The 21046-nt window shown below is 26.4% G+C and carries 22 protein-coding genes and 2 pseudogenes; 8 read left to right on the top strand and 16 right to left on the bottom strand.

Features of this window, described 5'->3' with window-relative positions:
- Window positions 1-253 precede the first annotated feature (253 nt).
- The 5 genes from fabG to QZ288_RS10225 all read left to right on the top strand — a co-directional run bounded on the left by fabG (window position 254) and on the right by QZ288_RS10225 (window position 4767).
- Entirely contained in the window at window positions 254-1003 is a 750-nt protein-coding gene (gene fabG / locus QZ288_RS10245) for a 3-oxoacyl-[acyl-carrier-protein] reductase (protein ID WP_295158552.1), read from the top strand.
- 72 nt (window positions 1004-1075) lie between these two features.
- Entirely contained in the window at window positions 1076-1312 is a 237-nt protein-coding gene (gene acpP / locus QZ288_RS10240; RefSeq protein WP_013115070.1) for an acyl carrier protein, read from the top strand.
- A gap of 82 nt (window positions 1313-1394) precedes the next feature.
- Window positions 1395-2648 (top strand): beta-ketoacyl-ACP synthase II, encoded by a 1254-nt coding sequence (fabF, locus tag QZ288_RS10235; protein ID WP_295158549.1) that lies wholly within the window; start codon window positions 1395-1397, stop codon window positions 2646-2648.
- Window positions 2649-2885: 237 nt separating this feature from the next.
- Window positions 2886-3383, top strand: a complete 498-nt coding sequence (locus QZ288_RS10230; RefSeq protein WP_295158547.1) for a BspA family leucine-rich repeat surface protein — start codon at window positions 2886-2888, stop codon at window positions 3381-3383.
- 226 nt (window positions 3384-3609) lie between these two features.
- A complete protein-coding gene (locus QZ288_RS10225; protein WP_295158546.1) occupies window positions 3610-4767 on the top strand; it encodes a cyclic nucleotide-binding domain-containing protein in 1158 nt (385 codons plus the stop codon).
- A gap of 23 nt (window positions 4768-4790) precedes the next feature.
- On the opposite strand, the gene QZ288_RS10220 is transcribed toward QZ288_RS10225, so the two are convergent.
- The 9 genes from QZ288_RS10220 to QZ288_RS10180 all read right to left on the bottom strand — a co-directional run bounded on the left by QZ288_RS10220 (window position 4791) and on the right by QZ288_RS10180 (window position 12815).
- Window positions 4791-5513: a TlyA family RNA methyltransferase gene (locus QZ288_RS10220; protein ID WP_295158545.1), complete on the bottom strand. Its 723-nt coding sequence runs from the start codon at window positions 5511-5513 to the stop codon at window positions 4791-4793.
- 43 nt (window positions 5514-5556) lie between these two features.
- Window positions 5557-7068 carry a DUF4836 domain-containing protein gene (locus QZ288_RS10215; RefSeq protein WP_295158544.1) on the bottom strand — a complete coding sequence of 504 codons (1512 nt, stop codon included), beginning with the start codon at window positions 7066-7068 and terminating at the stop codon, window positions 5557-5559.
- Between the two features lie 161 nt (window positions 7069-7229).
- Entirely contained in the window at window positions 7230-7448 is a 219-nt protein-coding gene (locus tag QZ288_RS10210) for a hypothetical protein (protein ID WP_295158542.1), read from the bottom strand.
- 37 nt (window positions 7449-7485) lie between these two features.
- Window positions 7486-7926, bottom strand: a complete 441-nt coding sequence (locus QZ288_RS10205; RefSeq protein ID WP_295158541.1) for a CAP domain-containing protein — start codon at window positions 7924-7926, stop codon at window positions 7486-7488.
- A gap of 102 nt (window positions 7927-8028) precedes the next feature.
- Window positions 8029-8985: an ADP-glyceromanno-heptose 6-epimerase gene (rfaD, locus tag QZ288_RS10200; RefSeq protein WP_295158539.1), complete on the bottom strand. Its 957-nt coding sequence runs from the start codon at window positions 8983-8985 to the stop codon at window positions 8029-8031.
- A 21-nt stretch (window positions 8986-9006) separates the two neighbouring features.
- Window positions 9007-9465, bottom strand: a complete 459-nt coding sequence (gene rfaE2, locus QZ288_RS10195; protein WP_295158537.1) for a D-glycero-beta-D-manno-heptose 1-phosphate adenylyltransferase — start codon at window positions 9463-9465, stop codon at window positions 9007-9009.
- A 93-nt stretch (window positions 9466-9558) separates the two neighbouring features.
- Window positions 9559-10758 carry a TRAM domain-containing protein gene (locus QZ288_RS10190; RefSeq protein ID WP_295158535.1) on the bottom strand — a complete coding sequence of 400 codons (1200 nt, stop codon included), beginning with the start codon at window positions 10756-10758 and terminating at the stop codon, window positions 9559-9561.
- A 433-nt stretch (window positions 10759-11191) separates the two neighbouring features.
- Window positions 11192-12013, bottom strand: a complete 822-nt coding sequence (locus QZ288_RS10185) for a PD-(D/E)XK nuclease family protein (protein WP_295158533.1) — start codon at window positions 12011-12013, stop codon at window positions 11192-11194.
- Window positions 12014-12017: 4 nt separating this feature from the next.
- Entirely contained in the window at window positions 12018-12815 is a 798-nt protein-coding gene (locus QZ288_RS10180; RefSeq protein WP_295158532.1) for an ankyrin repeat domain-containing protein, read from the bottom strand.
- A gap of 222 nt (window positions 12816-13037) precedes the next feature.
- Here QZ288_RS10180 and QZ288_RS10175 point away from each other — a divergent pair.
- Together QZ288_RS10175 and proB are read left to right on the top strand one after the other, a co-directional pair.
- Window positions 13038-13809: pseudogene (locus QZ288_RS10175) on the top strand (hypothetical protein).
- A gap of 54 nt (window positions 13810-13863) precedes the next feature.
- Window positions 13864-15009 carry a glutamate 5-kinase gene (gene proB / locus QZ288_RS10170; protein WP_295158530.1) on the top strand — a complete coding sequence of 382 codons (1146 nt, stop codon included), beginning with the start codon at window positions 13864-13866 and terminating at the stop codon, window positions 15007-15009.
- Here proB and QZ288_RS10165 read toward each other — a convergent pair.
- The 7 genes from QZ288_RS10165 to QZ288_RS10135 all read right to left on the bottom strand — a co-directional run bounded on the left by QZ288_RS10165 (window position 15004) and on the right by QZ288_RS10135 (window position 20710).
- Window positions 15004-16005: a galactose-1-phosphate uridylyltransferase gene (locus QZ288_RS10165; RefSeq protein WP_295158528.1), complete on the bottom strand. Its 1002-nt coding sequence runs from the start codon at window positions 16003-16005 to the stop codon at window positions 15004-15006. The two genes, proB and QZ288_RS10165, sit on opposite strands and share 6 nt — an antisense overlap.
- A 7-nt stretch (window positions 16006-16012) precedes the next feature.
- A complete protein-coding gene (locus QZ288_RS10160; RefSeq protein WP_012670232.1) occupies window positions 16013-16375 on the bottom strand; it encodes a response regulator in 363 nt (120 codons plus the stop codon).
- Between the two features lie 118 nt (window positions 16376-16493).
- Complete coding sequence (gene proC, locus QZ288_RS10155; RefSeq protein ID WP_295158521.1) at window positions 16494-17285, bottom strand: pyrroline-5-carboxylate reductase; 792 nt, start codon at window positions 17283-17285, stop codon at window positions 16494-16496.
- A 76-nt stretch (window positions 17286-17361) separates the two neighbouring features.
- Window positions 17362-17964 carry a hypothetical protein gene (locus QZ288_RS10150; RefSeq protein WP_295158519.1) on the bottom strand — a complete coding sequence of 201 codons (603 nt, stop codon included), beginning with the start codon at window positions 17962-17964 and terminating at the stop codon, window positions 17362-17364.
- 24 nt (window positions 17965-17988) lie between these two features.
- The gene (locus QZ288_RS10145) at window positions 17989-18405 is read right to left on the bottom strand and encodes a PaaI family thioesterase (protein ID WP_295158517.1); all 417 of its coding nucleotides are present in this window, start codon (window positions 18403-18405) and stop codon (window positions 17989-17991) included.
- Window positions 18406-18442: 37 nt separating this feature from the next.
- Window positions 18443-19225: an EFR1 family ferrodoxin gene (locus QZ288_RS10140; protein WP_295158515.1), complete on the bottom strand. Its 783-nt coding sequence runs from the start codon at window positions 19223-19225 to the stop codon at window positions 18443-18445.
- Window positions 19226-19318: 93 nt separating this feature from the next.
- Window positions 19319-20710 (bottom strand): sodium-dependent transporter, encoded by a 1392-nt coding sequence (locus QZ288_RS10135; protein ID WP_295158513.1) that lies wholly within the window; start codon window positions 20708-20710, stop codon window positions 19319-19321.
- 171 nt (window positions 20711-20881) lie between these two features.
- Here QZ288_RS10135 and QZ288_RS10130 point away from each other — a divergent pair.
- A pseudogene (locus QZ288_RS10130) lies at window positions 20882-21046 on the top strand (IS1595 family transposase); the annotation flags it as partial.

Here is a 21046-nt window from a genome sequence, read left to right as displayed (position 1 = left end):
GAATATTAAAGCTCATAATTTTTATTAGCAATAATAGAAAGTTTATAGCTAGCAACAATAATAAATTATTATTTATCATTATTCTTTAAAACTGCATTTAATTATATGTTCGACTTTTAAACCAAAAAAGTCGAAAATTTTAAAATCATAATTTTTACTTGACAATTTTACTATATTTTGTTTTAATATATGTTATGTTTAATTAAGATAATTTTTTATTATACATATATCTTTTATATCAAAAAGGATAAATATGGACTTAAATCTTAAAAATAAAACAGCTTTAATAACAGGTTCAAGCAGAGGAATAGGAAAGCAGATAGCAGAAACTCTGGCAAAAGAAGGGGTTAATATTATAATAACTGCTACTAATTTTGAAAAAGCTTCTAAAGTTGCAGAAGAAATAAAATCAGTTTATAATGTTGAAGCTATAGCTTTAGAGCATGATGCAAAATCAAGCGAATCATGTAAAGAAGTAGTAGCTAAAACTATAGAAAAATTTTCTGCTTTGGATATACTTGTTAATAATGCAGGAATTACTAAAGATATGCTTGTTTTACAAATGGAAGATAATGCTTGGAATGATGTAATATCAACAAATCTTTCAGGTTCTTTCTATATGTCAAGGGAAGCTGCTAAATATATGCTTAGAGCAAGAAAAGGAAAAATAATTAATATATCCAGCGTTATAGGAAAAATGGGAAATGCAGGACAGGTTAATTATTCTGCCGCTAAGGCTGGAATTATAGGAATGACTAAATCTATGGCTAAAGAATTTGCACCTAGAAATATATGTGTTAATGCAATAGCTCCAGGTTTCATACAAACAGATATGACAGGAGTTTTATCTGAAGATACAGTAAAAGGAATAATGAGCATCACGCCTTTAAAAAGATTAGGAACGCCTGAAGATGTATCTAATTTGGTATTATTTTTAGCTTCTGATATCAGCAATTATATAACAGGTGAAGTTATAGCTGTTGATGGCGGAATGTCAATGTAATTAATAAAAAAGTATATAATGTGTTTAAAAGCACTTTATTTAATAAATTATAAAATTTTAAGGAGATTAAAAATGGCATTAATCGATGAAATTAAAGATGTTGTTGCTAATCAATTAAACATCTCAGACAAAAGTAAAATAACTGATACAGCTTCTTTTGTAGATGATTTGAATGCTGATTCGCTTGATTTGGTAGAATTAATAATGGAATTAGAAAAACGTTATGATATCAAAATTCCTCAAGAAGATCAGGAAAAAATTAAAAATGTAGCTGATGCTGCTAAATATATTGAAGAGCATAAAAAATAATTATATTGTATTTTCCCGTAAATAGATTTTTTATAAACTTTTACGGGATTTTTTTATATAATTAAAATTATAGGAGTTATATATGAGTGAACGCAGAGTTGTGATTACAGGGCTTGGAATAGTAAGTTCTTTGGGAAATGATGTAAAAACATTCTGGAATAATTTACTTAATGGTGTTTCCGGAGTAAAAACATTAAGTAAATATTTTGATCCTGAAAAAGAGCAGCTTATTACCAAAATCGGTGCTGAAGCTTTACCACTTGAAGGCGATTATTATTCTGATAAAAAAATGTTAAGAAGATTAGATCCTTTCATTAATTTCGGAATATATGCTGCTTATCATGCATTCAAACAGGCTGGTATAGAAGCTAAAACAGGTTTTGATTCATTAAGAGCAGGATGTATTCTTGGCAGCGGTATTGGAGGCATAACTACTCTTTTATCAAATCATAATGTAATACTTAATGACGGTCCAAGCAGAGTATCGCCTTTCTTTGTACCTATGCAAATCATCAATATGACTTCTGGTATAATTGCTATGGAATATGGTATGAACGGACCTAATTACAGTGTTGTTACAGCTTGTGCTTCTTCTAATCATTCTATAGGATTGGGGTATAAACATATTAAAGACAATGAAGCAGATATTATGGTAGTAGGCGGTTCTGAAGCTACTATAAATCCTCTTACTATTGCAGGTTTTAATAATGCCAGAGCTTTATCTACTAGAAATGATGCTCCTTCAAAAGCTTCAAGACCTTTTGATAAGGGAAGAGACGGTTTTGTTATAGCTGAAGGTGCAGGAGTATTAATACTTGAAGAATATGAACATGCCAAAAAGAGAAATGCTAATATACTTGCTGAAGTTTGCGGTTATGGATTTACTGCTGATGCAAATCATATTACTGCTCCTTTAGAAGATGGTGCTATGGGTGCTAGAGCTATGTCTTTAGCTATAGAAAGTGCAAAAATTTCACCTGATAAAGTAAGTTATATTAATACTCATGGTACTTCTACTCCTGTTGGAGATATTGCTGAAGTTAAAGCTATAAAAAAAGCTTTAGGCGAGGATCATGCCAAAAAAATAAAAATTAATTCAACTAAATCTATGATAGGGCATGCTTTAGGTGCTGCAGGCGGTATAGAAGCTGTTGCCACAGTTATGAGTATGATAGAAGGCAAGGTACATCCTACTATCAATGTAGAAGAGAAAGACAGCGAATGCGACTTAGATATTGTTGCTAATACTGCTCAGGATTATAAAATAGAATATGCTATAAGCAACTCTTTGGGATTTGGCGGACATAATGCTTCTATAGTATTCAAAAAAATATAATACAATTAAATATTAATAATAAAACTCTATTTATATTAATAGAGTTTTTTTTATTATTAGTGATAAAAGTGATAAACTAGATTTAAAATATTTTATACTAATATTTAAATTACTTGCCGATACAGACAGAACATTATTATAAAAAATATTTTTGATATAGCTAGAAAAAGTTTATGATGATATTTTAGTTTTAGAAATAAATAATAAGCATACTTTATATATAAACATAATAATAAAATGAGAAAAGAATTTCAGCCGAAAACTAGAGAAGAATTACTAAAATTACTAAAATATGAAGATATTAATCTTGGAAGTATCGATACAAGTTTTATAACTAATATGAGTGTTTTATGTAAATATAGTAAAAGGAAAGATTTTTCTGGTATAGAGACTTGGGATACTTCTAATGTTGAAAAGATGGAATATATGTTTTACGGAGCTCAAAAGTTTAATCAGAATATAAATAATTGGAATATTGATAAATTAAAATATGTTTATGATATGTTTGGAAATACTTTAGCTCTTGACGGAAATAATGTTATAGAAATATATTTAAAATTTTATTGCAATAAAAATACAAAAAAAGCTTTTAAGCAGTTAGATAACCTTTTAAATAAAAGTAATGATATAAAAAAATTTTATCAAGCTGCATTAAGATATAATAAAAAGTCAGCTGCTGAGATTATAAAAAAGATAGAAAATAATTATTATGATGAATTAAAAGATTTAATTTAATATAAAATCATATATATAACAGAGTAATAATATTATTGCAATGATATCTAAAAATATGTTTTTCATATTTTTTAATTAAAAATTCCTAAAGCGTCAGGGCAGTAAAACAATAGTAATTTAGCTATTTATATAAAAATATGATTGTAAAAATTTGAAGAATATTATAATATTAACATGATAGATTTGTACATTTATGATTAAAAAAATTATCTGTAATGGAATTTTTATGGAAAAATATGACATTGTCAAATTCAATAAAAATGATATAATAATAAAGTCTGGTGAAAATCCTTCTGAATATTTTTATATATTAATTAAAGGCAATGCATTATCACATTATAGTTTTTATAAAAAGTTTAAATACAAATATAAAAAAGGCTCTATAATGGGATTAATATCTTCAATTACAGGCGAGCCTTATTTTTCAACAATAGAAGCTGATGAGGATTCTGAAGCTCTAAAAATAAAAATAAAGAGTATAATGGATATGGAAAATGAAGAACTGCTTAATAAAATATATGAATACTTACATTTCGTTTTAGAAACTTGGCTTAGTAAATATTATACTATGCTTGCTGTAAATAAAGTAGATTTATACAATAAAGAAGATATAATAACTATGGCAAATATTTATAAAAATAATGGATTTATAGATGCATGCAATAAGTTATGCTTAAAATATATAGAACTTTTTCCTGAAAATAATGATATTGAAGAAGTTAAAGAATTTATAAAAGATATAAAATTTGATAAAAATATTGAACATATAGATAATTCAATATTAAAACTTCCAAAAGGACATTGCATATATACAGAAATACATTCGGCTGATAATATATATTTAATAGAATCAGGCAAAATAGGAGCATATAGTGTAATTAATTCTAATATAATCATAAGAAATATTTATACAAACGGATATATAATAAATGGATATAATCCAAGATTGGAATATAAACCTCTATTAACAACGGCAATAGTTCTTGAAGATTCTATAATAAAAGTTATAACTAAAGAACAATTAATAGAAATGATATCAAGAGATAAATCATTAAAAATTAATTATTTAAAAATGCTCTCTCTCAAAATAAATAATGTAATTTTTAAAATCAAAGCTATTGAAGAAGATAAACTGCAGTCAAAATTAATAATTATTATATATTCAATGCTTAAGATGTACAGTTTATTTAATGAGGATACTGATAAATTAACTTTGGCATATACAATAGAAGATATAAAAAATATTTTAAATATTAATTTACAAAATGATGAAATTTCTGAAGAATTAAAAAATATTAAATATGTGAAATTTGATAATGCCTTAAATATTACTATAACAAACATAAAAAATTATTTGAAAGAATATAAAGACTATATAAGATAAATCTAAATTATAATAAGATAAATCTAAATTATAAAATGAACTAAATACTCTATATTTCCTTTAGAGCCTTTTATTGGAGATACAGCTCTATTTACTTCTTTAAATCCTGATTCTGTTATTTTTTTTACAGCATTATTTAATATTTTTTCTCTCAGTATATCATCTCTGATTATTCCGCCTTTAGATACCTCTCCTTTTTCTGCTTCAAACTGAGGCTTAATCAAACTAATCCAAAATTCTAAATCATTTAATTCTCTAAATATAATAGGCGATATTTTTGACACAGATATAAAAGATACATCGCTTACAATAACTGAAGGAATTTCATCTCCAAACATATCTCTCTTTATATTCTTGGCATTAAAATCTTCTATAGACACTACCCTATCATCATTACGAAGTTTATAAACTAATTGATTATGTCCGACATCAAGAGCATAAACTTTTTTAGCACCGTATTTAAGAAGACAGTCTGTAAAACCGCCTGTAGAAGCACCTATATCTAAACATATTTTATTTTCTACAGATATTAAAAATTCAAAAAAAGCTTTCTCTAATTTGTATCCAGCCCTAGATACATACTTTATATTTTTAAATACCTCTATATTATCAGTATCTTTTATTTTTTGAGCTTTCGATGTTACCTTAACTCCATTAATAAAAACACATCCTGCTAATATTATATCCTGTGCTTTAGCTCTGCTTTCAGTATAGCCGCTCTTATGCACATATTCATCTAATCTCATTTATAAAATTAACTTACTATGAATTACTATGAAAATTAACTTATTATAATCCAAGCAGGGATTTTATTATATATAAAGAATTTTTTTCTTTATCTTTTGTATTAACTCTAAAAATAATCTGAGTATGATTATCTTCTAAAATATTATAAGTAAGATATGCTGATTCTAAAGCATCTGTATATTCATCTAAAATACCTAATAATGATGTATTAGAATTAAATTCTAAATATAAAGCCATAGTATTATTTTTAGCTAATTCAAGCTTCTCAGCAGATAATAATGTTTCAGGCATTTTTCCATTAACTATATTATCTATAATATCAGGATTATCAGATATATATAATATAGAATCTTTTATAAACACTAGAGAACCGCCTATAGTATAAATATCATCAGAAGAATCTTCTGCAAAAGTTTCTAATATAATTTTTACAGTATCAGCATCAGTTATTGAAGCTGCAATTAAAACTGAATCATACTCATCTGTATTATCTTCATAATTATTAAAAAAAGATACAAATATATCTCCTTTGAAAAGTTCTATAAATTTATAAGCGTCTATACCATTTTCTTCTAAACTTTTTAATTCTTCGCTAAAATGAAGATTTCTAATATCTCCTATAATACTTTTAATATGTTTTGATAATTCCTTACTATTAAATGCTAATGAAAAAAATCCGTAATTATTTTTACCATCGGCAAAAGAATATATATTATCAGCAAGCTCTTTTTTAAGCAGCAAACTATCATAAGGATAATTTGGTGCATAGCTATCAACTACTGCCTGAGCATATCCATTATCAAAATTTATTTTTGCAGTAATAACAGCATCTTTATAGCTTTCTTTAGATATTCCTTCATAACTTCTTCCAAATAAAAATTTTCCGAAATCAGAATTGTCATCAGATAATAAAGATAAATTAACCCAAACATAAGAATCATTAGTTTCATTTTCTAATGCTAAAAACTTTTCATCTTTCAAAGGAGTATCGTTTATGAATATAGAATTTGCTGTATTAGTTATATCATCTTTATTTAATTCTTCATTATACCAATAATTATCTTTTAATTTAAGAATTATAGAAAATATTTCCTCATTCCAAGAAATTAAATTATATTCATCTAATGCCAAATACCTATAAGAAGCATTATCAGCAACAGAAACTAATTTATCTTCCTGACTTGCCATCTTTATCATAAGCTTATCTAACTTAGCAATATCTTTAACATCAAATATTAAAGACATCTGCTGATAACCATTAATAAATATTATTCTTGATGTATTTGAAAAATCTATATAATCATTTAATTTATTTGTCATAACTTCAGCTACAAATTCATCGTCTCTATATTCCAAATATCTGTCAGCATATTTCTGCATAAAAAAATCATTTAGAATTTTCTGCAAATCGATTTCTCCTTTTTGTGCTAAAGTAAATGCATTAAAAGAAAAAACACTGTCAGCATTTTCAGGTATATATTTTCTATCTACAGCATAAATAAAGCTATTCAATATCAATAAAAATGATAAAGCTATTAACGCTACCTTATTCATCAATAGTCTCCTTCAAAAAACAATACTTTTTATATTATATTAGACTGTAATTAAAAGTCAAGTATTAATAATCTATATATATGTATTATTTTATATTAAAAAATAATAAAAGGCTTGAGTTCAATAAAAAACTTAAGCCTTTTAATAATGTTTTTAAATAATTAATTATCTTCATTTATGAAGCCTGCAATTTTTTCTGCAGCCTCATCTAAATTATCTTTGGCTTTATCTCCTGCTTTCTCTATTTTTTTCTCTGCCTTATCAATAGTCTTTTCAATATTGTCTGATGCTTTATCAATGGTTTTTTCAATCTTATCTTTCTCGCAGGATATAAAAATAAAAGATAAAACAATAAAACAAATAAAAATAATTTTTTTCATAATATTTTACTCCTTATAAATTATATTTTTTAATTAATTAGTTTGCTAATGAACAATAAAGAATAGCCCAATAAATATTTTTAGCATTCTTATATATTCCTATTCCAATATGAGTATAATCTGTATCCAATATAGAAGATGAATCATCTTTAATCATAGCCCTAAAAATACCGTCTGCTGTTTCATATCCTGTTCTTATAGATTCACCGTAAAAAACTACTGATACTCCATATTCTAAATAAATTGTATGTATTTCGCTTCCGTCTGGCCTTTTAGATTCAAAAACTTTAGATATTTCTTCTGCCCTAACAGCAGCTGCATTTTTCAAATCTTCACTTGTTTGATATGCTTCAAGCCCTGCTTTTCTTCTCTCTGCATTTATAAGTTCAAGAAGTTTTGAAGATTCCTGAACATCTTGAGAAAATAAAGGAAATATCAAAAACAAAATACCAAATGCAGTTAAAATAATACTTTTCATTAGAAAATCCTAAAAAATTTATATAATATAAAAATCATTATGAACAATAATAGTAAAATATTTTAATAATAATAGTAAAATATTTTATATTATTTTTAATTTTTACATCAAATATCCGCCGCTTTTTTCTAAAACTTGAGCATATTTCTTCACGCCTGTATTAACATTCATAAAAGTTTTATCATAACCCGCATTTCTAAGCTTTTTCAAATCTGCCTGAGTATACTTTTGATACTTACCTTTCAAAGCATCTGGAAAAGTTATATACTCTATTTCAGCAGAACTATAAACTTCTTTTAAAGCATTAGCAATTTCAACAAAGCTCTCAGCATTTCCGCTGCCGCAATTAAATATTCCTGATTTATTTTCATTTTCAAAAAAGAAATTATTTACTGACACAACATCATCTATATGTATAAAATCTCTTAAGAAATTCTCACTTCCCTCAAATATCTTCATTCTCTCACCTGCTTTTATCTGATTAAATAAATGAAAGGCAACAGATGCCATTCTTCCTTTATGATTTTCCTGAGGTCCGTAAACATTAAAGTATCTAAGCCCCACTACCTGACTATTAATTTTATTTTCTTTAAATAATTTATTTAAATATCTGTCAAACTGATATTTTGAAAAAGCATATACATTTAAAGGATATTCATTTTTTTCATCTTCTTCAAAACCATTATCCCCATTTCCATATACTGAAGCACTTGAAGCATAAAAAAGTCTTATTTTTTTATTCAAACAAATATGAAGGATATTTTTACTATATTCATAATTATTTTTCATCATATATTTGCCGTCTGTTTCCATAGTATCAGAACAAGCACCCTGATGAAATATTGCCTCAACTTTATTATTATTTACAAATGAAGTTAAATAATCTAAATTAAAATCTTCTTTATCAATATAATCTCTGAATTTAATTCTATTTAAGTTCTTATGTTTAGAAGCATTTTTCAAATTATCAGCAATTAATATATTATCAATTCCTAAATCATTTAACCCCCTAACTATATTAGAACCTATAAATCCTGCTCCACCTGTTACTATAATCATATTAACTCCTCCTATTTTTTATTAACTATTAATTCTTTTTATAATATTAGTAGTAGAATAACCATCGACAAAATCAATCAATACAGTTTCCTTTGCAAACTCTCTGCCTATAACATTTTCTATTTTATAATCTCCGCCCTTTACCAAAATATCAGGCTTTACTATCTTTATGAGTTCAAGAGGAGTATCCTCATCAAATATTGATATATAGCTTATACATTCCAAAGCAGAAAGTACAATAGCTCTGTCAGTTTCATTATTTATTGGTCTGCTATTTCCTTTTAAACGCTTTACGGAACTGTCGCTGTTAAGCCCAAGAAAAAGTAAATCTCCAAGCTCTCTTGCCTTTTGCAAATATTCTATATGCCCTCTATGAAGTATATCAAAGCAGCCGTTTGTAAATACTATTTTTTTATTTTGCTTTCTATATTCCGACAATATATTATCTAAACTTCTTCTTTCTATAATTTTTTTATTCATAATTCAATTATTCCGAATTTAATATGTAAATAATTATAGCATAGAACATATTAATAACAATAATTAAAATAAATATTATAAAAAACATTTTTATTATATTAATTTATATTCTAAATAGGAAATAAGCTCTATATGATAAGTATCAGCAAACATATCTATAATATTTAAATCTGATAATTTATAATACTCTTTAAGCAAATTAATATCACGTGAAAAAGTCATAGGATTGCATGAAATATATATAATTTTTTTAGGCTTAATTCTTATTATTTCTTTTATAACTTTTTTATCAATGCCTTCCCTAGGAGGATCTAATATCAAAGCATCAATATCATAATCAATACTTTTTAATGTTTCAAAAGCATCTTCATTTTTTATATTAAATCCGTATTTATCTGCAGTTTTTACAGAATCTTTATTTATCTCTGAAGAAATAAATTTATAATCTTTATTAAAAATTCTTAATTTACTTTCAAAAGCAGCACTGAAAAATCCGCTTCCAGCATAAAGCTCAATTACCGTAATATCATCAGCATTTAAATATTTTACAGCCTCTTCTTGAAAATCATCAAGCAGATATAAATTACTTTGGAAAAATGTTTTATGCCCTATTGGAATATTTCCGTATTTAGTTTTATAAAGCATAGATTCAATTCCATAGCTTTTTATTTTCTTATTATACTTTATAGTTATTCCTTTAAAATATTTTTCAAAAGATTTTATATTTGTTTTTTTATTATATTCAATAAAAGCAGTAGCTTCATCATTATTATTTTCTATAGCATAAATACTTCCTGTTATATTATTTTCAGATGCAAAATATTTTATTTTTTTAAATAAACTCTCTTTTAGAATGCTACATTCGTCAATACTTACAAAATTATTGCTTTTAAATTTATAAAAACCTATTTTACCATTTACAGCAATCATATTAACTCTAAGTCTGTAATTAGAATTTTCACCGAAAATTATTTTTATATCTTTATTAAAATCAATATTTCTAACAGCATTTAAAACTATATTCTTTTTTATACATAGCTGTTTATTATATTCTATATGATTAAATAAACATCCTCCGCAAATACCTGCATACTTGCATTTAGATTTTATTCTATAAGGAGAGTCTTTTATTATTTTATTTATAGATGCATAAGAAAATTTTTTGCTTTCTTTTGTTATAGTTATATCTAATACATCGCCTTCAACGCTATGAGGCACAAATATAACTTTACCATTTTCATCTTTTGCAATTCCATATCCTCCGTAAGCTGTATCTATAATTTTAATTTCCATAAAATTTATATTAAAGTTTCTTTATTTCTTAATATAGTTAATTTTGTATTTTTATTTATAGATTTATTATCTAAACCTGATTAAAAAATATAGCCTTGCTGCTTCCTTTATCAGCGAAAAGATACACTATAAAATAATTAAAAGTTTTACAGTTTGTAATTTTTTCAATAAATATATAAACATTAAATATATTATACTGAAAATTATAAAGTTTGTCAAAATAAAATTTATATGCATATAAATATAAAATAAATAATTTATATATTAAAAATAATCAGAAAAATAAACCTGTTCTTTAGGTATAATGGACTTAAATAAATTTATACTAGCTTCTATTCTTTCTATTTTTATAAATAAGTAATTAGGATATTTATAGCTCATAATAGTTTAAATATTCTACATAAATAATATAATAAAAATAATTATCAATTTATTATAAATTATCTATATTAGAAGCAAAAAGCTCATCAGAAGGAAGCATTAAATTAGCGGTATTATCTTCTTTACCATTACATAGCTTGAAAAAATCACAAAACTCGCAATGCCTTCCCATCTTTTTATCGAAAGATCTGTCATATCTTATATCATCAACTATCTCATCAAACCATTCTCTTAAATAATTAATAGATTCAGGAGTGAAATCTATAGTATCAAATTTATCATCTTCAAAATGATAATAAGAACCGCTTGTAACTTTATGCTTCATTCCGTCTAATATACATGCATATAATTTTAACTGTATTGTTTTTCTATCTCTCTCTTCATTATCTTCGCCTGAATCATAGTACTTTGTAGTTTTATAATCAACAATTTGTAATGTGCCGTCAGCAGATAAATCTATTCTGTCTATTCTTCCAAATAAAATATAATCTCTAACCTTATTTTCCATATAGCTTTCTATTTTATAAGGTACCTTCTGTCCGAATGAATTAAAGAAATTAGAAAGCATATAAAGTCCTCTCTCTCCTAATTCCTTCTCTTCTTCCCTGCTGTTAAAAAAAGCTCTGATTCCGCTTCTTTTCCATACATTCCTAAATATATTATATAAATTATCTAAAGTTCTATCTTCAGCTTTCTGTTCATAAAATTCTTTGCATGATAGATGAATGGCATTACCGAATATAAAATAAACATTCACACTTCTTTTTTGTTTTTTAAAAGGCTTTTCTATATAAGTATATCTGTATTTTCTAGGGCAAAGCAAATATGTAGAAAGACTGTATTCGCTAAATCTTTGTAATTTCTTTGCTTCCATAAAATTAATATTTATTTAATAATGCTTGTATGTCTGTATCCGAAGTAAGGTCAGAAGCCTTTTTACCTTCTATATCAGTTATATTAACATCTGCATTATTTTTCAAAATTATTTCAACAGCCCTATAACTGTCAGAAGCAGCGGCAAAATGCAAAGCAGTCCAGCCGTCATCATCTTGTAAATTTATATCAGCATTATATCTTAATAAAACAGCTATAACAGATACTTGATTATTCATAGCAGCCCACATTAGAGGAGAAGTTCCTGTATTATCCCCTATATTTACAATATCTATAGAAGATGCTTTTAAAGATGCAAAATCTAATATAACTGCCGCTGTATCAGCATACCCTCTAGCAGAAGCAATATGTATAGCCATAGCATCATCTATAGTGTCTTTTGCTGTAATATCCGCACCATAATTAAGAAGCATACTTACTAAATCAGAATATCCGTAATAAGAGGCAAGCAAAATAGGAGTCTGTCCGTCAGCATACCATTTACTGTCTCCGTCTATTAATATAGTATCGGCAGGCAGAACAGGATTCATATTTATTTTCTTATTTTGTAATAATTCTTTTAATATTGCTGCATTATTGGCTCTAACGGCTATATGCAAAGCTGACCAGCCGTCTTCATTAACAGCATTAATATCTGCACCTTGAGATATTAATTCTCTGACTTTAATTATATCTCCGCTTTCTATTGAATTAAAAAATATATCATTAGAATTTATAAGTTCCTGTGAATGCAATACTAATGTTAATAAAAGCAGAGAGAAAGAAATATATATTTTTCTCATAAATGATATATCCTTAATAAATTATATTATAAATTATATTATAAAAATTTAAAATATACAACAATTAATATAATAATTTTATTATAATATAGTCGATATATTGACTTATATAGGATAATATTATATTATAGGAGTATGAATAATGAAAAAATGCAGCCAACAGCCAACAATAAAACACTTATAAGCATTTCAAAAGTATTTTATTTATCAATTATCTATGTTATGTTAATTTCAGCAAATGATATGCTTTATTCACAAACCACAAATACCAATAATATAAAAAGATACGGACAATTATCAGCCTCTTTAGAATTAATAGCTTATGGAAGAATGAGCGATTTAATAGAGCAGACAGGAAATGAAGATACTTTGGGAGTTATGCTGTATGGAAATTTGCACTATATAAAACAGTATAAATATGCTTCTATAGAGGCAGATATTAATGCAAGATTTTATGAACCATTATCGCATAAAGCAAGATTCTATAAAGATATGTCTCCTCCTGTATTTGACTTTTCAAAAATGAATATATTTGTTAATTTCAAGTATATAGGAATAAGGGCGGGAGTTTTAGAGCCATATACAAAAAATATACCAATGACATCATATTTTCCTACATTATTCTATTATCATACAATAAGCACGCGGATTTATATTCTTTGAAGCAAGAAGATTATGGAAATTTGATATAACTGCCCATTTCGGCATTCATGATAATAATATATATTCAGATACTTTAGATATTTTTCAGATTAAATACAGAGCTTTCCTAAAAATAACATTCAATATAACTGATGACTTTAAAATAATGCTTTCAGATACATTCACTTATGATCCTGTATATAAAAATAATTATCAGTATTATGAATTAGAAGATAGATATCAGGCTGGGGTTATATCTTATGAAACAAAAAACGGAGGACATTATACTGTAGATAATGACTTTTATTTAGGATTAAGTTTTAAATTCGGCGGAGTATGGGGAAATAAATAAATTTAATATAAATTAAAACTTTATTTTTTTATTATATCATTTATAATATTTATTATGAAAAAAATAGATTTGCAGACAATAAAAAGAATAGTATTTAAATTCGGAACCAATGTTTTAAGAAATAATGACGGATATATATCTTTAGCTAGAATATACTCTTTTATAGAGGCTATAGCTAAATTCCATAAAATGGGTAAAGAAGTATTAATTGTTACTTCAGGTGCTGTAGGACTTGGGGCAAAAAAAATTAATGTAAAAGAGTTAAATGAAGTTGCCTTGAAACAGGCTTGTGCAGCTATAGGGCAATCTCATCTTATGTCTATATATGAAGATGGTTTTTCAAAATTCGATATAGTTACAGCACAAATACTTTTAACAGAAAAAGATTTTTCAAACAGAAGAAGATATCTTAATCTTCATTCTACTTTAAGCATGCTTTTGAAATATAAAGTTATACCTATAATAAATGAAAATGATACAGTGTCAAGTGATGAATTAAAACAATTACACGATATTACGCAAATAAGTTTTTCAGATAATGATAAATTATCGGCATTGGTTGCAAGCGATCTTGATGCTGATTTGCTTATAATACTTTCTGATGTAAATGGGCTTTATGATGATAACCCTAAAACTAACCCTAATGCTAAATTCATACATGAAGTATTTGAAGTTACAAAGGAAATAGAAAATTTAGGGCTTGATGCCTCAAAAGGCGGAAGGGGCGGAATGAAAACAAAACTTCAGGCTGCTAAAATCGCTACAAGGTCAGGCTGTGCATTATTTATAGCAAACGGCAAAAAAACTGATGTGCTTGATAATATTTTTGAAACTAAAGAAAAAACAATATTTTATCCTGTTGAAGAAAATAATGAACTTTCTGTAAAAAAAAGATGGATAGCTTATGCCTCAACTATAATAGGTAAACTAATAGTAAATGCAGGTGCTAAAAATGCAGTTTTAAAAAAAGAATCAAGTCTTCTTCCTATAGGAATTATAAAAGCGATTAATAATTTTAAAAAAGGAGATATAGTAAGTATTGCTGATGAAAACGGCATAGAGTTTGCAAGAGGAATTATTAACTATAATTCTGATGATGTACGAAAAATAATAGGACATCATTCCGATGATATATTAAAAATATTGGGATATAAAAATTATGATGCTGTTATTACAAGAGATCATATAGTATTATTATAATATATTTCTTAACTGAAGAGCAGCATCTTCAGGTGTTATAGAATTAATAAAAACTCCGCTTCCCAATTCATAGCCTGCTAATTTACTCATTTTAGGCATTATATCTAAAAACCAATGATTAGAATGCTCATATTTATTTTCAAGTACAGGCGAAATTGTATGAAGAACATAATTAAATCCTACCTCTCCAAGAAGTTTATACAATCTGTCAAATACATTCTTTAATATACTAGAAAAGTCAAAAATATTTGAACTTGGAATATATATAATACTATCAGAATGTTCTTTAGGCATTATATATATTTGATAAGGAGATTTTGAAGCAAAAGGACAAATAGCTATAAAATTATCATTTTCACATATTACCCTTTCATTTAATAATTTTTCTTCTTTTATTATATCGCAATATACACATCTCCCATTTTCTTTATGATATTCTAAAGCTCCGTTAATTTCATCAAGCATTTGAATAGGTACAAAAGGAGTTGTTATAATTTGAGAATGCGAATGATAAAGACTTGCACCTGCTTCAGGACCGAAATTTTTGAAATAAAGACTATATAGCATATCTTTATCTTTTGCTAGCTCTTTAAGCCTCATTATCACAGCTTTAAAAATATAAACAAAATCTTCAGTATTAGAATTATAAAAACTAAAATAATGATTAGGATGTTCTATAACAACATCGTGAAAACCTTTAGAACTGCCTGCATAAAAAAGACTGCTTTCTTTAGGCAATTCATTTTCATTGGTTTCGGATATTATAGGATATTTATTCGGCACTATTCTAACCTGCCAAATTTCATCTTTATCAGGATAAACAGTATAAACAGCATCAGGTGTTTTCATCTCATGCCCTCTGCAAAAAGGACAGCTAAGCTCAGAATTGGCAATATGTCTTTTATCTTCATTAACATAATCGCTGGGTCTTCCGACTCTCTCAGATGAAATTATTACTGACTGATTTGTAACAGGATCTTTTCGTATATGAGGCATAGAATATTTAACCTATAAGTCTTTTTATTTTATCTTTAATTTCTGTAAGATTACCAGATTTTAATATATATCCGTCTGCATTCCAAACAGAGAATTCATGTCTATAATTATTATATGCTGTACAAATTATAATAGGCAGCTCTCTATGTTTTTCTCTAACCTTAGCTAAAAAATCTAAGCCGTCCATTTTAGGCATTTTTATATCTAATGTTATCAAATCAATATGAGGAGTACCTTTATCAAGCATTTCTAAGGCTTCTTCCCCGCTGTCGGTAGATACAACATCATATCCTTCGTCTTTAAACTCTTCTTCAAAAAGAGTTCTAATGCTTTTTTCATCATCTAAAACTAAAATTGTTTTTTTAGGCATACTTTTCTCCATATATCTTATACCTTTATTATAATAATTGAATTAAAAAAGTCAAATAAATTTTTTTATTTAAATTATAATAACTTTTATTATAAAAAAATTATTAAAAAAGCAAACTTTATTTTTTTTCGCTTTCTACAGATTTATTATAGCTTGCAATAATACTCTCTATAAGCCCGCTTCTAAGACATTTTTCCTCAAGCACTTCTACACCTTTAATAGTAAGCCCTCCTGGTGTGCATACTCCGTCTTTTAATTGTGCAGGATGCTTTCCAGATTCTAATACCATAGCACCAGTTCCTTTAAAAATTTGAGCCGCCATTTCTATTGATGTTTTTCTATCTATGCCCATTATAACACCTGCATCACTCATAGCTTCTATTAATATATACATAAAAGCAGGAGAACAGCCGGCCATAGCATTATAAGCATGTATTTGCTCCTCTTTTATAACCTTAACAATACCTACCCTCTTTAATAATTCAACAACTCCATTTTCAACAACTTTATTTTCTGTTTCAACAACTGATATAAAGCCATTGCAGGTTTTAACAGGCGTATTAGGCATTATCCTCACTATTCTGCTTCCATTAAAATATCTTGATAAATCTTTTTTTGATACTGAAGCAGCAACGCTTATTATAGTTGCCCCCACTTTAATAGAAGATGATATTTCTGCAGCAATAGTAGGAATCATATAAGGCTTAACTGCCAAAAATAAAACATCAGACTCACTAGCAGTCTTTCTATTATCAGTATAAACTTTTATTCCAAGATTTTTTTCAAGATACTCTTTTTTTTCCATTGTTTTTACGCTTGCTATAATATTGGTGTATTCTATTCCAGACTTAATAAAACCTTCTATTAAAGCCCCTCCCATAGCACCTGCACCAATAAAACCGATTATCATATTATAACCCCTCTTTTAATAAAAAAATTATTTATAATAATAATACCAAAATATTGAAAAATGTAAAAATTATATTTTATTTAAAATGATCCATTCCTAACTGCCATAAATACATATCTATTTGTTTAAAACAATAATTATCTAATTTATAAAATTTTATAAACTCGCAAATTATATTTTCAAATTTATTATATTCTTTTAAATCATCATTTTTAAAGCTAAAAAAATTATCTTCATTTCTAAAATACCGAAGTACATAATCAACATATTTATCATATATAGGATAATATGCGGGCTTATGATGAGAGCAATATTTAGTAGCAAAAGAATAAAAATTTATCGTTTTTAATGTATTATGATTTTTTATTGTAACTTTTTTTATATCATCTACTAAAGTTATATCTCTGCTATTTAATCTTTCATCTATGTTATTTACATTTTTGTATATATGTTCTGCAACAGTAAAAACATTAAATATATTAGTTCCATAAAAATCATTTAAAACGCTTGTTTTTGTCAATATGCTTTCTATATCTTTATTATAAGGATATAGTTCAAAAAATAATTTATTTAAAGCTTTTTCCTTATAAACATACATTTCATTTTTATCCCATTTTTCTAAATAATATTCAGCATTTTCAACAGAAGGTTTTGGTAATTTCTTTTGTAATTTTTTCATAAAAAATACCTTATTAAATTATAGTCAGGAAGGCTCTATTACAAACATAGTAGCTATCATCTTAGCAAGCATATTATCTTCTTCATCTTTTATCACAGCTTCTACTACGATTAATCTTTTACCTGCATTTATAACCTCGCCTACTGCAAATACTTTTTTACAAACTACAGGCTTTAAAAAGTGAATCTTTAATTCAGAAGTGACTGTTTTGCATCCCTCTTTAAGTATAGTACCTGCTGCATGTCCTCCTGCAGTATCTGCCATAGCGGCAACCATTCCGCCATGCATATAGCCTAAATATTGAGAAAGCTCTTTTTTATTCTCACAGGATATAATAACTCTGCCTTTTTCTACATGTTCAAGCTTCATTCCTACAAAAGATAAAAAATCATTAGAGTTAAATCTATTTTGTATCTTTTCGTACATCTCTTCATTAGTCATATTATAAACTCCTTAAATATAAATAATAAATGTTAAACTATTTTAATAAATTTAAACACTCTTTAATGCTATATTGTGAAAAAACCTTTTTACCAAGCAAAGTAATAGCTTGAACTGGACATTCATTCACACATCTATAACACAAAGTGCAATTATAATTACTGCAAGCCTTTTTATTTTCATTCAAATTTAAATTCTTCATAGGACATAATTTAACGCATTTTCCGCATCCTATACATTTATTTGCATTTATTTTTAACTTATTACTAAAATTCCTATTTCCAAACCAAACTCTTTGAGATAAATATCCAAGCATAAAACTTACAAAACCAAGTCCGTCTTTTGTATACTGTCCATTTTTTAATAAATTTGCTGTTTTCTCTATTTTTAATTTAGTTTTTATTATCATATTAGTATTGTGTTCTACTGTTTTGCATGTAAATTTTCCATCACTTATAGAGTCAGGCATTTTCAAATGTAGTGCTCCGATTATATTCGCCTTATATTTTTTTAATTTCCTTGCCAATACTCCAGCACCATCACCGCTAAACATATACATAGTGGCTATTATAAATACTTTTTTGTTATTAAAAATATTTCCATTACTATTTACAAACTCCATTAATATTCTAGGTACTGAACTAAAATAAACAGGGTAAGAAATAAATATATTTTCATCATTAGAAATTTCATTAATTAATTCTTTATTATTATTTAATTCTTCTATAGAAAATATTTTATAATTATCAGTATAACATTCTAAAAAATATTCCAAACAATATTTACTATTGCCTGTACCGCTGAAATAAATACCAGTCATAAAAAATCCAAAAATTAATTTATATTTAATAATATTTTTTATAAATAAAGTCAAGCATAAAATATACTTAGCTATTATATTTAATATAGCATTTTAATTAATAAAAAATTTATATATATAATTTATTATAAACATAGCAAACAATATTAAAGGCAGTATATAAGTTACATAAAATCTTGATGAGCGTGGAAATTTAATTCCAGAGCCTGAATCTATTTCAAGTAAAAAATTATCCCAGCCCCAGCCGTATTTAGATACGCAGAATACTATTATATATATCCCTCCAAGCTCAACTAAATTATAACTCACTATAAAATCAAATAAATCTAAAAAGCTAGTATTATTACCCATAGGCTGTATAAATGATAAAACATTAAACCCCAAAGCCGTTGGAAGTGAAAATAAAAATACTACTATACCCACTATTATAGAAGCTTTTTTTCTTTTAATTTTAAACTCCGACATAGTGAATGCAATCAAATTTTCAAAAACAGTAACAATAGTAGTTAATGCTGCTATGGATAAAAATAAGAAAAATAATGTGCCCCATACTCTAGGAAAAGGCATAGAATTAAATATATTAGGCAATGTTATAAATGCTAATCCTGCACCTTCTCCCGGATTTACGCCGAAAGCAAAACATGCAGGAAATATTACAAGCCCTGAAAGAAAAGCTATTGAAGTATCAAGTATAACTATTATGATAGATTCATTAGTTATAGACTTTTCTTTTCCTATATAGCTTCCAAATATTGTCATACTTCCTATGCCGATTCCTAATGTAAAAAATGCCTGTCCTAGAGCTGCATATATAATTTCAAAAAAAACTCCTATTCCTTTATCAGTTATCTTAGATAAATCAGGAAGTAGGTAAAATTTTATGCCTTCAACAGCATTGTTCAATGTAATGGATCTCATTATAAGTATTATCACTATAACAAATAATAATGACATCATAATTTTAGATGATTTTTCAACTCCTTTCTGAAGCCCTTTAAAACATATTAAAGTTCCCAAAAATACTGATATAAATAAACTAAAAATCATTATATAAGGATTTGAAAGCATTTTTCCAAAAAACTCTTCAATACCGTCTGGAGTAAGTCCTAAAGTAGCTCCTGATGCCATATAATAAGTGTAGTAAATAGTCCAGCCTGCAACACTAGTATAAAACATCATAAGTATTAAACAGCCCAGCATTTGAATATAGCCTATTATATGCCATTTAGAACCATCTTTTTCTAATACTTTATATGAACCTGCTATATCTTTTTGTCCTGCACGTCCTATACTGAATTCCATTATAAGTATTGGAAGTCCTACAACTGCTAAACATATCAAATATATAAGAACAAAAACAGCTCCTCCGTATTTTCCTGTTATGTATGGAAATCTCCATATATTGCCAAGTCCTATAGCACAGCCAGCTGATACAAGCAGAAAACCAAGTCTGTTAGATAATCTTTCTCTCTTTTCATTATGCATACTAGAAAACTCCATAAGATTTATTAATTGAATTATTATACATTATTTATAACATTACTTCAATTAGTAATCAAGCATATTATATGATTTTTATAATAAAAAATAAGGGACTGTCATAGATAACTTAAATTTGTTAAAATTTAGGTATGAAATGCACACCTTTAGAGTTAACTGAAAGAAAAACAATTAAAATTAATAGAGCATTTTGCCGCAAGGACATCTTCAGTCTTAGTAAAAGTTAATAAAACTAGAGCTTCTTATTATTTTTTAAGATTAGGAGAATTGATATTTAAATATGAAACAGAGAAAGAAATTTTTGATGGTGAAATAGAAGTT

This window comes from uncultured Brachyspira sp. (assembly GCF_910578695.1).
Taxonomy (GTDB): domain Bacteria; phylum Spirochaetota; class Brachyspiria; order Brachyspirales; family Brachyspiraceae; genus Brachyspira.
Note: the sequence above shows the minus strand (reverse complement) of the source record. Positions and strands in the feature narration are given on the sequence as shown.

What these genes read in the sequence shown, in the direction of transcription:
- rfaD (WP_295158539.1), bottom strand. Translation starts at nt 8,985, where the DNA reads ATGATTATAGTAACAGGTGGAGCAGGATTTATAGGTTCTAATATAGTT.
- fabG (WP_295158552.1), top strand. Translation starts at nt 254, where the DNA reads ATGGACTTAAATCTTAAAAATAAAACAGCTTTAATAACAGGTTCAAGC.
- acpP (WP_013115070.1), top strand. Translation starts at nt 1,076, where the DNA reads ATGGCATTAATCGATGAAATTAAAGATGTTGTTGCTAATCAATTAAAC.
- QZ288_RS10150 (WP_295158519.1), bottom strand. Translation starts at nt 17,964, where the DNA reads ATGAAAAAATTACAAAAGAAATTACCAAAACCTTCTGTTGAAAATGCT.
- QZ288_RS10185 (WP_295158533.1), bottom strand. Translation starts at nt 12,013, where the DNA reads ATGGAAGCAAAGAAATTACAAAGATTTAGCGAATACAGTCTTTCTACA.
- QZ288_RS10145 (WP_295158517.1), bottom strand. Translation starts at nt 18,405, where the DNA reads ATGACTAATGAAGAGATGTACGAAAAGATACAAAATAGATTTAACTCT.
- QZ288_RS10135 (WP_295158513.1), bottom strand. Translation starts at nt 20,710, where the DNA reads ATGCATAATGAAAAGAGAGAAAGATTATCTAACAGACTTGGTTTTCTG.
- QZ288_RS10160 (WP_012670232.1), bottom strand. Translation starts at nt 16,375, where the DNA reads ATGCCTAAAAAAACAATTTTAGTTTTAGATGATGAAAAAAGCATTAGA.
- rfaE2 (WP_295158537.1), bottom strand. Translation starts at nt 9,465, where the DNA reads ATGAATAAAAAAATTATAGAAAGAAGAAGTTTAGATAATATATTGTCG.
- QZ288_RS10190 (WP_295158535.1), bottom strand. Translation starts at nt 10,758, where the DNA reads ATGGAAATTAAAATTATAGATACAGCTTACGGAGGATATGGAATTGCA.
- proC (WP_295158521.1), bottom strand. Translation starts at nt 17,285, where the DNA reads ATGATAATCGGTTTTATTGGTGCAGGTGCTATGGGAGGGGCTTTAATA.
- QZ288_RS10220 (WP_295158545.1), bottom strand. Translation starts at nt 5,513, where the DNA reads ATGAGATTAGATGAATATGTGCATAAGAGCGGCTATACTGAAAGCAGA.
- QZ288_RS10230 (WP_295158547.1), top strand. Translation starts at nt 2,886, where the DNA reads ATGAGAAAAGAATTTCAGCCGAAAACTAGAGAAGAATTACTAAAATTA.
- QZ288_RS10165 (WP_295158528.1), bottom strand. Translation starts at nt 16,005, where the DNA reads ATGCCTCATATACGAAAAGATCCTGTTACAAATCAGTCAGTAATAATT.
- QZ288_RS10210 (WP_295158542.1), bottom strand. Translation starts at nt 7,448, where the DNA reads ATGAAAAAAATTATTTTTATTTGTTTTATTGTTTTATCTTTTATTTTT.
- fabF (WP_295158549.1), top strand. Translation starts at nt 1,395, where the DNA reads ATGAGTGAACGCAGAGTTGTGATTACAGGGCTTGGAATAGTAAGTTCT.
- QZ288_RS10205 (WP_295158541.1), bottom strand. Translation starts at nt 7,926, where the DNA reads ATGAAAAGTATTATTTTAACTGCATTTGGTATTTTGTTTTTGATATTT.
- proB (WP_295158530.1), top strand. Translation starts at nt 13,864, where the DNA reads ATGAAAAAAATAGATTTGCAGACAATAAAAAGAATAGTATTTAAATTC.
- QZ288_RS10225 (WP_295158546.1), top strand. Translation starts at nt 3,610, where the DNA reads ATGGAAAAATATGACATTGTCAAATTCAATAAAAATGATATAATAATA.
- QZ288_RS10140 (WP_295158515.1), bottom strand. Translation starts at nt 19,225, where the DNA reads ATGACTGGTATTTATTTCAGCGGTACAGGCAATAGTAAATATTGTTTG.
- QZ288_RS10215 (WP_295158544.1), bottom strand. Translation starts at nt 7,068, where the DNA reads ATGAATAAGGTAGCGTTAATAGCTTTATCATTTTTATTGATATTGAAT.
- QZ288_RS10180 (WP_295158532.1), bottom strand. Translation starts at nt 12,815, where the DNA reads ATGAGAAAAATATATATTTCTTTCTCTCTGCTTTTATTAACATTAGTA.